Origin of the sequence: Bifidobacterium pseudolongum subsp. pseudolongum DSM 20099, assembly GCF_000771225.1 — a bacterium.
Lineage (GTDB): Bacteria > Actinomycetota > Actinomycetes > Actinomycetales > Bifidobacteriaceae > Bifidobacterium > Bifidobacterium pseudolongum.
Genome location: NZ_JDTZ01000012.1, coordinates 1 through 12,377 on the forward strand (window position 1 = coordinate 1; position 12,377 = coordinate 12,377).

Sequence of the window (12,377 nt, forward strand, 5' to 3'; positions counted from 1 at the left end):
ACACCGACCAGCCAGACACACATTTTGGCCTATAACCCTGAGATTCCTAGGCGTGGTGGCCGTCTGAATCGCTTAGAACCGACGGCCGCCGACCATCTGCGGCGCCGGTTGTAGTTCCATTGCGACAGCTGGAGAAAAGAAAAAGACCGCTGCGGTGGAATGAATGCAGCGGTCTTCGTGGAGCTGATGGTAATCGAAACCACGACCTCTTCGATGCGAACGAAGCGCTCTACCAACTGAGCTACAGCCCCGTGGATGTTGCTGTGCTCCGCATAGCAACTTGACACAGTCTACTCACATCTGTGAACAAACGCAAATTGACCGTCCGGGCAACCCCGTTCCGCGTGTCGCGGTGCGGCATGGGGCGATAAAAGCGCCATGGCCGTAGGGTGATATATATGCATCCCGTGCGCATATTTCGACATATTTCGACAACGGCGCCCACGCAATGGAACGCATTATCGAAACCCGCTAATATGGCGCGCATAGTTCACTTGCACTCAGGTGCGCCAAGCGCAATGCGGCGCGGGGCGCATACCCATCATCGAACGGGGTTGGCATGGCCGGTATCAAAGACGTGGCGGCGCGCGCAGGCGTTTCGATAAGCACTGTGTCGTATGTGGTCAGCGGCAAACGCAAGATCGGCGCCGCAACGCAGGCGCGCGTGCGCGCCGCCGCGCTCGAGCTCGGGTACCGTCCGGTGGTCGACGCGACCGAACCTGCCTCTGCGCGTGGCACGCATGTGCTTGCGGTGAGCTCGCCGCTGCGCCCGTACACCGACGTGTCGAATTATGCTGCGTTCTTCTTCGCGCTCGCCGCCGCCGCCAAACGCCACGGCTACGACATCCTGCTGCTGACGCACGAGGCCGGCGATCAGGAACTGCGCCGTGTGGCCGATCGTGGCATGGCGGACGGCGTCTTCCTGCTCGACGTGCTGCTCAGTGATTCGCGCGCGGACATGGCCGGCGCACGCTCGACCGCCAATACATGCTCGGCCCGTCGCTGCTTGTGGCGCCGGTGTTCACCTACAGCGGCGACGTGACGTATTATCTGCCGACCGGCGGCTGGACGAACTGGTTCACCGGCGAGCGCGTGTACAGCGAGCATGGCGTATGGTGCACCGAACGCCATGGGTTTGATTCGGTGCCGCTGTGGGTGCGCGACGGATCGGTGATCGTGACGCGCCCCGACGTCGGCAGTGTGGTCTTCACCGCACGCCGTGAGGGTGAGGAGATAAAGGTTATGCGTAGCTGAGCGCGCACTTTTTTCGGGTGCTGCAGAAAAGTGTAAGAATGCCGGAAGCGGGTTCGTTGGAATTCCAACGAACCCGCTTCCGGCATTCTTACACTTTTTGGGTGGTGAGGAAAAAAGTGGGAGACTACTTCCATCCCTTGGGCGTGTGTTCGATCGACCACATGCCCAGACGGTGCGAGAAGCTGCGCTCCCATTTGGCTTCGAGCTCCTCTTCGCTGAGCACATGGTCGCCGCGGCGCAGGCGGTTCATCGCGTTCGTATGCGTGTCGTCGAGCAGCCACTTGCGGATGATGAAGTTCCAGATGGCCACCACCACCGTGGCGATGAGCTTGCCCACGTTGGTGCGCAACAGGTATTCGGCGTGCTGCGAAATGAACGCGTCCTTGTTCATGCCGTAGGTGGACAGCCAGATGATCAGGCCATTGATGAACAGGCCGACGACCGCGGAAAAGAGGAAGATCGCCATCTCCATCCACCGCGCCATGTCCGGGCGGTGGCGGAAGACGTATTTCATGCTCGCGAAGTAGTTGAAGACAAGTGCGATGGTGAACGATATGGTGCCAGCGATCACATTGTGCATGTGGAACACGCCGACGAGGAGGTTGAGAATGCCCCAGTCGATGAGGAACGCGGCGGCGCCCACCACGCCGAATTTCAGGATCTGCTCAATCAGTTTTTTCACGCCAACCACTGTACGCAATGGTGTGCGCAAAACCGCACAGGGCATGAACAAACAGGCTTGGTCAGCGTTCGCTATCCTCAGTGAGAGGGGTGGTCTCTTCTTTGGCGATCACGGCGGCCGGCTGCGGCTTCTTCTTGCCGAACTTCGCCTTGAGCAGGCCCGCCACGGTGGGGATCAGCGAGATGAGCAGGATGGCCACGATCACGAGTTCGAAGTTCTCCTGCACGACGGGGATGCCGCCGAAGAAATAGCCGAGCAGCGTGAACAGCGACGACCATACGAGGCCACCCAATACGGAGAATGGTGTGAAGCGGCGCCACTGCATGCCCGAAATGCCCGAGATGAACGGCATGAACGTGCGGATGAAGGGGAAGAAGCGGCCCAGAAACACGGCGAGCGGACCCCAACGGTCGATCATCGTCTCGGTTTTGGCGATGCGTTCGGGGGTCATGGCCTTGACTTTGCCTGATTCGATGATGCGGCGGCCGAAGAAATGGCCGATGAAGTAGTTGCACTGGTCGCCGATGATCGGGGCGAGCCACACGACCGGCAGCAGTGCGGCGATCGGCAGCGCGGACTGGCCGGTGGCCGCATCCGGCGCGGCGAAGAAGCCGGCGGCGAACAGCAGCGAGTCGCCGGGCAGGAACGGGAAGAACACCACACCCGTTTCGATGAAGATGATCAGGAAGATGAAGCCAAGCGTCGGCGCGACACCCATCGCGATCCAGCTGGCGATCGCGGCGCGCGGGTCTTTGAGCAGTCCGGCGATGAAGTGAAAGAATCCCATGGGGCAAACGTTCCTTATGCGGTGTGACAGTACAGCTGCTACCGCATTCATTCATAGCAAGACTGAGCGACGGGCCTCACATGCCGCTGTCGGCGTTGACGTACGTGGTGCGCTCGACCTCGCCGTAGCCGCCGTACTTGCGAAAGCCCCACAGCAGGATCAATGACTTCGCGTAGAAGACCCAGCTCAGGCCGAAGATGAGCATGAGCACGCGGACGAACGGCACGAACAACGCCAGACCGAGCGCCACGATGTCGACGCCGATCAGGGCGAGCGTGCAGCCAAACGCGCGCCACAGGAACAGCGCGGCGAGCTTCCACTGGCGGGGCAGCGGGTTGGCGAAGCGCGCCTGCAGCGCGAAGATGTATTCGGCGATCACGAGTGTGACGACGGTGGCCGCCACCATGACGATCAGCGGCGCGTATGCCAGGTCGGTGTCCCATGAGGCCCAGAAGCCCAGTCCAAAGAGGACGGCCGCGATCAGCGCGAGCAGCAGCAAACCCGAGATGAAGCCCTGCTTGAACTCCCGCTTGAAACGGCGCAGGTATTCGCGCACCAGATTGATATCGTCGTTCTTGTCATAGGCAAAGTGAGGCAATAGCGCGGGTAATAGTAGATGCGGTGGCCGTCGGCGTCCACCGCCGACGCGCTGTACGCCGCGAACTCGTTCGCTTCCGTCGTGTCGTAGCCCTCGGTGAGCACCATGTCCAGCAGGTCCTCTTTCGAGGCGATGTAGTGGTAGAGCGCGGCCTCGCTGATGCCGATCTCGTCGGAGATATCCTGCAGCGACATCCCCCAATACCCTTTGACGGCGAGGATCTTCGACGCGGCGCGCAGGATCTGCAGATGGCGTTCCTCCTGCGTCATGCGTTTGCGCTTTTCGAAGCGTTTGGCCGACGTGGTGTCTCGCACGGTCACCTCATGGGAGGCGAGGATCGGCTTGGGCTTGCCCGAAGCGGCGACATCGTGCTGGTCGAGAATCTGCTGCCATGCTGCGATGGTCATATGAACTGGCGTCCTTGCTGGTAATCGGAGGAGTGGAATCGGCACTGCCATCGTACCTCACGCACGATGGCAGTGTGTGTCAGTCGGCGAACGTGCGCGTGAGCCAGTCGAGGGCCAACCCGATCCACGACTGCACGCCCGGTTCAATGCCGTTGACGCCCTGCCATGCGGTCTGCGCGGTGGCGAGCGCAAGGCCATGGCCGCCTTCCGGGAACAGGTGCGCCTCGACCGGCACATGCGCGGCGCGGCACGCCTCGATGAGCATGAGCGTGTTCTGCACCGGCACACAGTCGTCGGGCATGGTGTGCCAAACGAATACCGGTGGCGTGCGTGCGTCGATGTGCTCTTCGATGCTCACCTCGCGCATCGCCTGCTCGTCGCCGTAGCGTTCGCCGAGCAGCGCGCGGAAACTGCCGTCGTGGCGGTATTCGCCGGAGGTGATGACCGGGTAGGCGAGCATCAGTGCGGCCGGTGCGAGCAGCGCGGGGTCGTAGCCGTGCGCACGCAGCACGCTGTCGGAGGCGGATGTGGCGAAGTCGGCGGCCAGATGGCCGCCAGCGGAGAAGCCGAGCACGGCGATGCGCGCCGGGTCGACATGCCAAGCCTCGGCGTTGTCGCGGATGAGGCGCATCGCCTCGGCCACTTCGAGCAGTGCGGTGGGGTAGACCGAAGGCGCGCACGAGTAGCGCAGCACGAAGGCGTTGCAGTCGGCCGCCAGGAACTGCAGCGCGATCGGTTCGGCCTCGCGGTCGGACGTCATCGTATAGCCGCCGCCGGGCACGATCAGCACGGTGGGGCGTGTGCGGTCGGGCACGACCTCGGGGGAATTGTCGGGCACATAGCCGATGAACCGCGCGGTGGTGCCGTCGATGCCGGTGATCGTCTGTTCGATGTACTGCATGTTGCCTTCTTTGTGATTGGTGTAGGCGAGGCTCGCCCATATAGTTCAACGATATGACTATGATACGCCGGCCGGTGGTGGGCCGTCAGATCCACGATTCGAGCCACATGTGGCTCAGCCAGAACTCGTAGGGTACGGGCATCGCCGTCCAGATCGGGTAGAAGAACGCGGAGACGAGCAGGCACAGCCCCAGCGTGGAGCCGAAGGCGGCGTGCCATGTGGCGCGCGAGATGGTTGTGCGTAGCCAGCCGAACACGTAGCAGATCGCGAGGATCATCCATGGCAGCAGCACGATCGAATAGAACGTGAATGTGGTGCGGTTCAGGTACTGCGCCCACGGCAGCCAGCCGCCGAGGAACCCGGCGAGCACCGCCCAGATGCGCCAGTCACCGCGGCGCCAGATCGCGACAGCGATCGCGCCGAGCGCGCACAGCGACCCGAGCCACCAGATGAGCGGGTTGCCAAGCGAGGTAATCGCCGCCACGCATTGCGAGTCCGGCGCGAGCGAACACAGGCCGGGGTGGTCGGGCAGCTTCTCCCAGTAGAAGCTCGTGGGGCGGATCTGCAGCGGCCAGGTGAGCGGGTTGGCCTTGTAGTCGTGCGGCGCGTCGAGCGTGGTGTGGAACTGCCACATCTGCGCGTGGTACTGCACGAAGGAGCGCCACGATTCAGGCAGCCACTGGATGCCTTCGCCCGGATGCAGCCGCGCCCAGTCATGCATGTAGGAGTCGGGGTGCAGGAACCAGCCGGTCCATGTGGACACATAGGCAAGCGCGTAGGTCGGCAGCATCGTGCACGCAGCGAGCGCGCCGTCGCGCAGCACGCCGGTGAGGAACCAGTGCCGGTAGCCGGCCTGGTGGCGCATCCACGCGTCCCACAGCACGCTGATCACGCAGAAGACAGCCATGAAGTATGTGCCCGACCATTTGACGCCGGTCGCCAGTCCGAGCAGCACGGCCGCGCCGATGCGGTACCACGAAACCGCGATCTGCGGCGGCCGCGCGGTCGGGTCGGCTGCGTGCGCGCGCTCGAGTCGCGCCTTGGCCCAGTCGCGGTGCATCAGCAGCAGGCTGAACGCGCCGAGTGCGAGCGCCATGATGAAGATGTCGAGCAGGCCGGTGCGGCTCATCGTGATCCCCACGCCGTCAATCGCCATCAGCACGCCGCCGAACAGCGCGATCGGCAGATTGTGGAACAGGCGCAGGATCACGCGGATCAGCACGATGATCGCGATGGTGCCGGCGATCGCCGTGGCCGCGCGCCATGCGAAGGGGTTCGCCGCGCCGCCGAAGAGCTTGAGGCCCCACGCGATGAACCATTTGCCCATCGGCGGGTGCACCACGTATTCGGCCGAATCGAGCCACAGGTCGGTCTCGCCGCTCGCGAAGGGGATGTTCGGATTGGCCTCTCGCCCCAGGTACAGCACTGTCTCGGGCCAGTTGCGCGGCTCGCCTGTCTGGAGCATCGTCCACGCGTCCTTGACGTAGTATGTCTCGTCGAACACGACCGCGCGCGGTTCGCCGAGGCGCACGAAGCGCAGCAGCGCGCCGGACAGCGCGACGATCAGTGTGCACACCCATTCCACGGCGCGCGTAGGGTGGGTGAACAGGCCGGCATGCACGCGCCCGGCATGCGCGGCGGCGTGCCGGGCGCCGGTGCGGGTGGCGGATTCGCGGGATTGCGGCGGTTGCGACATGGGTTCCTCCTTGGACTGCTGCGTTCCATTATGGTCGTGCTCTTATATTTGAAGGTGGCATTCGCATAGGGCCGCGCGGCGGCAGGCACGATTGGAGGCAGGGCACGATGGCTCAGGCAGGGGAAGACGCACAGGCGCGGGCGGAGGAACAGGCGGTGCGGGCGCAGATCGCCGACGCCAATGTTCCACGTGGAACAGTCGTGCTTGCGGCCACGCCGATTGGCAACACGGCCGACGCCTCGGCGCGGCTCGTGGCGCTGCTCGAGCGCGCCGACATCGTGGCCGCCGAAGACACACGCCGCCTCTATGCGCTCGCCAACAGGCTCGGCGTGCACGTCGGCGGGCATGTGGTGGCGAACCACGACCACAACGAGCGCGGCAAGGCCGATGGGCTGCTCGATGAGGTCCAGGCCGGCGCCACGGTGCTCGTCGTCTCCGACGCCGGCATGCCGACGATCAACGACCCCGGTTTGGCGATCGTGCGCCGGGCGATCGAACGCGGCCTGCCCGTCACGTGCGCGCCCGGGCCGTCCGCCGTGCTCGACGCGCTCGCGCTTTCCGGCCTGCCGACCGACCGCTTCTGCTACGAAGGGTTCCTGCCGCGCAAGCACGCCGACCGCATGCAGCATCTGCGCATGCTGCAGTCGGAACGTCGCACGATGGTCTTCTACGAGACCGTGCACCGGATCGACGAGGCGATGGCCGACCTCGAAACGGCCTTCGGCTCGGACCGCCCGATGGCGCTGTGCCGTGAACTGACGAAAGACTACGAGCAGATCAGGCGCGGCACGATCGGCGAAATCCGTGCGTCGGTCCAGACCGATCCGCCACGCGGCGAGATGGTGCTCGTCGTGGGAGGTGCGACAGGCGCCGGGTCTCAGCAGGAGCGCGCGCTCGACGTGCAGGAACTCGCGCAGCTGGCGCAGCGGATGGCCAGCAGCGAGCACATGCGCATCAAAGACGCGATCGCGCACGTCGTGGCGCAGCATCCGGCACCCGACGGCTCGCTCGCGAACAAAAAACAGGTGTACGCGGCAGCGCTCGCGCTCAAATAGCGCGGTCAGGCGCGCCGTTCGAGCGCATCGAGCAGCAGTTCGAGCGTCTCGCGCACGCCGGGGCCGCCCTGCTGCGAGATGAACTCGAGCAGATTCGCATCCGCGGCGCGGTTGACGACGACCCATTTGCGCAATTGCGGTGCGTGGCGTGCGATATGCCACAGCACGTCGAGTGGTGTGTCCGGGTCGCTCGCCACCACGGCGTTCAACGCGATCGGTGGCGCCGGCGGGTCGAGCGGGCGCAGCTGCCAGTCGCCGTCGCGTGGATCGGCGTGTGCAGTGGTGGCGAGCCGGCGGCGCATGTTGGCGCGGCCCCTGCGTGCGGAAGGCATGGCGGGTCCTTTCTCTGGCGGTTCAGACGGCGCACGCGAAGTCGGTGAGCACGGCGCGCGCCTGCTTGGCGGTGTGCAGGTAACTGCAGCCGTCGAGGATGTTCAGGCATGGCTGCAAGCCAAAGTCGTATTGTTTCATCAGGTCGGCAATGACCGGCTGCCAGCTGTGCGCGCGGATTTCTTCGATCGGGCTCAATGCCAGATCGCACGCGGTGCGTTCCGGTGTGGTGAGGCTGAGCGTGCCGATCGTGGTGATCTGATCGGCCGGCACGCGCCGTGCGCGCGTGCGGATCGGCCGGCCAAACACGCGCGTGCGGTGGTGGCTCGACGAGAGGATGTCCACAGTGGTGGGGAAGTCGCCGCCGTGCCACACCCACGCCGCGGTCGCCCCGCACACAGTCATCGCAGTGATCCGCGTGGGCAACGCCGCAGCGGTGATCGCCGCGCGCCCGTACAGCGATTCGCCGTCCTCGCGGCGGTACGCGTGCACGTCGTCGAGCGGGATCAGGATGCCCAGTCTGATGAGCATGTGCATGCCGAGGGGACCGGTCACATGCTCTGCGGTGATGATCGGCGGCAGTCCCGATGGTGGGGGTGGTGCATCCGGCTCGTCCGCCGTGGCCTGTGGGGCGCGGCACTCGGCGGGCGGCTCGTCCCATAGCGGCAGCATGGGCTGGTACATGTCGGTTGTCATGGGCGCACAGCGTAAGCCGCATGCGCGGTACGGCGCAAACCGGAGCGCGGGCCATTGTGGATATGTGGACAACCCGCGACATGCGCGCACGCGCATGTGGACACAGCGGTGGATTCGGCGGCGGTCGCGAGGGCCCGCAGTGTCCTAGCTCGGCCGGATAATCGGCGCATGACTCATATTATGGTGAATGTTGCTTGGCCGTACGCCAACGGTCCCCGTCATATCGGCCACGTCGCCGGATTCGGCGTGCCCTCCGACGTCTATGCGCGCTACCAGCGCATGAAGGGCAATGATGTGCTCATGGTCTCCGGCACCGACGAGCACGGCACCCCGATCCTTGTGGAAGCGGACAAGGAAGGCGTGACCCCGCAGGAACTCGCCGACCGCTACAACCGCGTCATCGCAAGCGACCTGTGCGAGCTCGGCCTGAGCTATGACCTCTTCACGCGCACCACCACCAAGAACCACGAGCTCGTGGTGCAGGAACTGTTCCGCCAGTGCCTCAAGAACGGATACATCTACAAGGGCGTGCAGAAAGTCGCGATCTCGCCGTCCACCGGGCGCACACTGCCCGACCGCTACATCGAAGGAGAATGCCCGATCTGCCATGCGCCGGGCGCGCGCGGCGACCAGTGCGACAACTGCGGCAACGAACTCGACCCGGACGAGCTGATCAACCCCGTCTCCAAGATCAACGGCGAAACGCCGATCTTCCAGGAGAGCGAACATTACTTCCTCGACCTGCCGGCGCTCGCCGACGCGAACCTGGCATGGCTCAAGACACGCCAGGGATGGCGCACGAACGTGCTGAACTTCTCGATCGGCCTGTTCCGTGAGGTCAAGCCGCGCGCGATCACGCGCGACATCGACTGGGGCATCCCGATTCCCGTGCCCGGTTGGATCGACAACCCGAACAAGCGCCTGTACGTGTGGTTCGACGCCGTGATCGGCTACCTGTCCGCCTCGATCGAGTGGGCGCGCCGTTCGGGCGACCCCGAGGCGTGGCGCAAGTGGTGGAACGACCCCGAGGCGCCGGGCTACTACTTCATGGGCAAAGACAACATCACGTTCCATTCGCAGATCTGGCCCTCCGAGATGCTCGCCTACAACGGCCAGGGCTCGCGCGGCGGGGAGTCTGGCCAGCTCGGCCCGCTCAACCTGCCCGAGCAGGTCGTGGCCTCCGAGTTCATGACGATGGAAGGCAAGAAGTTCAGTTCATCGCGCGGCATCGTCATCTATGTCAAAGACATCCTTGAGCGCTATCCGGTGGACGCCGTGCGCTACTACATCTCGATGGCTGGTCCGGAGACATCCGACTCCGACTTCACGTGGTCCGAGTTCGTGCGGCACAACAACGAGGAGCTCGCCGCCTCATGGGGCAACCTCGTCAACCGCGTGGCGAACCTGATCGCCAAGAACTTCGGCGAAGTGCCGCCGATGGTGGAAGCGAAGCTGACCGACGAGGACCGCGCGCTGCTCGCCGAATCTGCCGGCGCCTTCGCCACGGTGGGCGACCTGATCGAACACCACCGCCAGAAGAACGCGCTCAATGAGGCGATGCGCGTTGTGGGTGATATCAACAAGTACATCTCGGCGACCGAGCCATGGAAGATCAAGGACGACCCGGAACGCCTCGGCACCGTGCTGCATGTGGCGGCCCAGGCCGTGATGGACGCGAACCACCTGCTCGCGCCGTTCCTGCCGCATTCGGCGCAGAAGGTGTTCGAGGCGCTCGGCGGCACCGGCGTGTTCTCGCCGCTGCCGCGCATCGAAGAGGTGGAGGATCTTGACAATCCGGCGTTCCGTTACCCGGTGATCACCGGTGATTACGTGCTCGGCGAAACCGTGCGCCCGTGGGGGAGTGAGCCGATTGAGGTGGGTGCTCCCGTGGCCAAGCCGACGCCGATCTTCGCCAAGATTCCGGCCGAGGCGGTCGACGAGGAGCTCGCACGCTTCGAGGAGGCGCTCAACGCCCGTCAGGAAGCTGAAGCCAAGCGTCTGGAGGCGGAGAAGGCGAAGCTCACGAAGTAGCCCAATGGGCATCGACACGCCCGGTTTTGGGCAAACAGCTAGCTTGGATGTGAGCGTGCTCACATCCAAGCTAGCTGTGAGCAAAAAGTCTGGCGTGCCAACGGGCCATAGCGTATATTGATATCTATCAGCGACGCCTGTGATGTGGTCGTTGATGAGGTTCCTTCCCTAGAACCACATAACTGAACCCTTCTTCTCTCTCTTCTCTCTAAGCCGGCGGCCTTCTCTCCGCCGGCTTTCTCTTTTCCTGTGCCACCATGCGCACCCCAGTGTTTGTGGTCGCTACCGGCTTGCTCGCGTCCGAAAACACGCTCCAGCCGGCGCGAGGGGGCTCTAGCCGAGGGTGTCGGCGATCATCGCGTACTGCGACTCGACGAGCCGCCAATAGGCGCCGCGCTTGGCCATCAATTCGCTGTGCGTGCCCTGCTCCACGATCTGCCCGTGGTCCACATAGCAGATCATATCGGCGTCTTCGATCGTGCTCAGCCGGTGCGCGATGATGAAGCTCGTGCGCCCCACGAGCAGATGCGCGAGCCCCGCCTGCAGCGCCTCCTCGGTCTGCGTGTCGATGTTGCTCGTCGCCTCGTCGAGGATCAGGATGCGCGGGTCGGCGAGCAGCACGCGCGCGAATGCGATGAGCTGGCGCTGGCCCATCGACAGCGTCGATCCGCGCTCCTCGACAACCGTGTCGTAGCCGTTGGGCAGCTGCATGATGAATCCGTGCGCGTGCACGGCCTTCGCCGCGCGTTCGATCTGCTCGTCGGTCGCGTCGAGCTTGCCGTAGCGGATGTTGTCGCGGATCGTGCCGGAGAAGATGAACGTGTCTTGCAACATCACGCCCATCTGCCGGCGCAGTGACTCGAGCGTCACACTGCGCACATCGTGCCCGTCGATCGTGACCGACCCTTCCGTCACATCGTAGAAGCGCGAGAGCAGGTTGATGATCGTCGTCTTGCCGGCGCCGGTCGGCCCCACGAGCGCGACGGTCTGCCCTGGGCGCACATGCAGGTCCACGAGATTGAGGATGTTGCGGCCGTCGGGTTCATATCGGAACACGACGTCGTTGAAATCGACCTGCCCGCGCACCGGCGGCAGTTCCACCGCATCCGGCGCGTCGGTGATCTCGGGCCGCACGTCGAGCGTTTCGAAGATGCGCTCCAGATACGCCGAACAGGTGATGAGCTGGTTGTAGAAATTGCCGATGTTGATGACCGGGTTCCAGAAATTGTTCGCGTAGCCGATGAACGCGATGAGTGTGCCGGTCGTGGCCGCCACTCCACCGATGTTCATGATGCCGACGTAATACAGCAGCGCCATCGTGCTCACCGAGATGATCTCCATGCTCGGCCACAGCAGGAACTGCAGGTGCACCGCGCGCATCCACGCGCTGCGCACCTGCCCCTGCTGTTCCTGGAACGTGGCGAACTGCTCACGTTCGCGCGCGAAGGTCTGCGTTGTCTTCACACCGGCGATCGACTCGTGGATGTAGGCGTTGAGGTTGCTCTGCTTGTTGCTCAGACGCTGGTACGCCTTGCGCTGGAAATGCTGCAGCACGCGCACCACCACGATCAGCAGCGGGAACAGCACGAGGCTCCACAGGGCGAGCCGCCAATCGATCGCGAACATGATGATGAGCGTGATCTCGTACGTGCGGTAGCGCAGCGCCACTTCATACAGCATGATCAGTACGAGCATGATCAGCGCGATCCAGCCGAGCAGCGCGTAGTTCTTGTGTGGCAGCACGTCGTCGATCACGATCTTCGTCAGGTATGGCACGCTCACGGCGATGCAGCTCATCGAGATCACGACCGCCACAATCGCGGCGATGCGCTTGCGGTATGGCTTGAGATACACGGCCACACGGCGGATGTCGTGCAGGTTGATCTGTTCTTCGAGTTCCTCGTCTTCGCGGTAGGTATTGCGTTGTGCCATGGTGCACC

12 protein-coding genes, 1 tRNA gene and 1 pseudogene are annotated in these 12,377 nt (G+C 64.1%); 4 read left to right on the forward strand and 10 right to left on the reverse strand.

The window, feature by feature from the left end:
* Positions 1-178: 178 nt before the first annotated feature.
* A tRNA-Ala gene (locus OU02_RS07350) sits at positions 179-251 on the reverse strand.
* 308 nt (positions 252-559) lie between these two features.
* Between OU02_RS07350 and OU02_RS07355 the strand changes: the two genes are divergently transcribed.
* A complete protein-coding gene (locus OU02_RS07355; RefSeq protein WP_051918289.1) occupies positions 560-1,042 on the forward strand; it encodes a LacI family DNA-binding transcriptional regulator in 483 nt (160 codons plus the stop codon).
* Positions 967-1,188: pseudogene (locus OU02_RS07360) on the forward strand (hypothetical protein); the annotation flags it as partial. The gene OU02_RS07355 and the pseudogene OU02_RS07360, both read left to right, overlap by 76 nt.
* Positions 1,189-1,378: 190 nt before the next feature.
* Here OU02_RS07360 and OU02_RS07365 read toward each other — a convergent pair.
* The 6 genes from OU02_RS07365 to OU02_RS07390 form a co-directional block, all read right to left on the reverse strand.
* Entirely contained in the window at positions 1,379-1,936 is a 558-nt protein-coding gene (locus tag OU02_RS07365) for a GtrA family protein (RefSeq protein ID WP_033489667.1), read from the reverse strand.
* Positions 1,937-1,997: 61 nt separating this feature from the next.
* Complete coding sequence (locus OU02_RS07370) at positions 1,998-2,723, reverse strand: DedA family protein (protein WP_033489645.1); 726 nt, start codon at positions 2,721-2,723, stop codon at positions 1,998-2,000.
* Between the two features lie 76 nt (positions 2,724-2,799).
* Positions 2,800-3,279 (reverse strand): YesL family protein, encoded by a 480-nt coding sequence (locus tag OU02_RS07375; RefSeq protein WP_160248858.1) that lies wholly within the window; start codon positions 3,277-3,279, stop codon positions 2,800-2,802.
* Positions 3,204-3,728, reverse strand: a complete 525-nt coding sequence (locus OU02_RS08615) for a TetR/AcrR family transcriptional regulator (RefSeq protein ID WP_080720526.1) — start codon at positions 3,726-3,728, stop codon at positions 3,204-3,206. Before OU02_RS08615 ends, OU02_RS07375 begins: the two co-directional genes overlap by 76 nt.
* A 79-nt stretch (positions 3,729-3,807) precedes the next feature.
* Positions 3,808-4,629: an alpha/beta hydrolase gene (locus OU02_RS07385; RefSeq protein ID WP_033489646.1), complete on the reverse strand. Its 822-nt coding sequence runs from the start codon at positions 4,627-4,629 to the stop codon at positions 3,808-3,810.
* Between the two features lie 85 nt (positions 4,630-4,714).
* The gene (locus OU02_RS07390) at positions 4,715-6,325 is read right to left on the reverse strand and encodes a dolichyl-phosphate-mannose--protein mannosyltransferase (RefSeq protein ID WP_080720525.1); all 1,611 of its coding nucleotides are present in this window, start codon (positions 6,323-6,325) and stop codon (positions 4,715-4,717) included.
* Positions 6,326-6,432: 107 nt separating this feature from the next.
* Here OU02_RS07390 and rsmI point away from each other — a divergent pair, with 107 nt between their 5' ends.
* Positions 6,433-7,380, forward strand: coding sequence for a 16S rRNA (cytidine(1402)-2'-O)-methyltransferase (rsmI, locus tag OU02_RS07395; RefSeq protein WP_033489647.1), 948 nt, complete (start codon positions 6,433-6,435; stop codon positions 7,378-7,380).
* Positions 7,381-7,385: 5 nt separating this feature from the next.
* Here the strand turns inward: rsmI and OU02_RS07400 are convergent, their stop codons facing one another.
* Positions 7,386-7,712 carry a variant leucine-rich repeat-containing protein gene (locus tag OU02_RS07400; RefSeq protein WP_238551992.1) on the reverse strand — a complete coding sequence of 109 codons (327 nt, stop codon included), beginning with the start codon at positions 7,710-7,712 and terminating at the stop codon, positions 7,386-7,388.
* A 22-nt stretch (positions 7,713-7,734) separates the two neighbouring features.
* A complete protein-coding gene (locus OU02_RS07405) occupies positions 7,735-8,406 on the reverse strand; it encodes a hypothetical protein (RefSeq protein WP_051918287.1) in 672 nt (223 codons plus the stop codon).
* A gap of 168 nt (positions 8,407-8,574) precedes the next feature.
* On the opposite strand from OU02_RS07405, the gene metG reads away from it, so the two are divergent.
* Positions 8,575-10,437 carry a methionine--tRNA ligase gene (gene metG, locus OU02_RS07410; protein ID WP_033489648.1) on the forward strand — a complete coding sequence of 621 codons (1,863 nt, stop codon included), beginning with the start codon at positions 8,575-8,577 and terminating at the stop codon, positions 10,435-10,437.
* A gap of 333 nt (positions 10,438-10,770) precedes the next feature.
* On the opposite strand, the gene OU02_RS07415 is transcribed toward metG, so the two are convergent.
* Complete coding sequence (locus OU02_RS07415) at positions 10,771-12,369, reverse strand: ABC transporter ATP-binding protein (protein ID WP_033489649.1); 1,599 nt, start codon at positions 12,367-12,369, stop codon at positions 10,771-10,773.
* Positions 12,370-12,377 lie beyond the last annotated feature (8 nt).

Excerpts from the sequence above, each read along its gene's own strand:
- OU02_RS07415 (WP_033489649.1), bottom strand. The coding sequence starts at position 12,369 with ATGGCACAACGCAATACCTACCGCGAAGACGAGGAACTCGAAGAACAG.
- OU02_RS07385 (WP_033489646.1), bottom strand. The coding sequence starts at position 4,629 with ATGCAGTACATCGAACAGACGATCACCGGCATCGACGGCACCACCGCG.
- OU02_RS08615 (WP_080720526.1), bottom strand. The coding sequence starts at position 3,728 with ATGACCATCGCAGCATGGCAGCAGATTCTCGACCAGCACGATGTCGCC.
- OU02_RS07355 (WP_051918289.1), top strand. The coding sequence starts at position 560 with ATGGCCGGTATCAAAGACGTGGCGGCGCGCGCAGGCGTTTCGATAAGC.
- OU02_RS07400 (WP_238551992.1), bottom strand. The coding sequence starts at position 7,712 with ATGCCTTCCGCACGCAGGGGCCGCGCCAACATGCGCCGCCGGCTCGCC.
- OU02_RS07370 (WP_033489645.1), bottom strand. The coding sequence starts at position 2,723 with ATGGGATTCTTTCACTTCATCGCCGGACTGCTCAAAGACCCGCGCGCC.
- OU02_RS07390 (WP_080720525.1), bottom strand. The coding sequence starts at position 6,325 with ATGTCGCAACCGCCGCAATCCCGCGAATCCGCCACCCGCACCGGCGCC.
- metG (WP_033489648.1), top strand. The coding sequence starts at position 8,575 with ATGACTCATATTATGGTGAATGTTGCTTGGCCGTACGCCAACGGTCCC.
- rsmI (WP_033489647.1), top strand. The coding sequence starts at position 6,433 with ATGGCTCAGGCAGGGGAAGACGCACAGGCGCGGGCGGAGGAACAGGCG.
- OU02_RS07405 (WP_051918287.1), bottom strand. The coding sequence starts at position 8,406 with ATGACAACCGACATGTACCAGCCCATGCTGCCGCTATGGGACGAGCCG.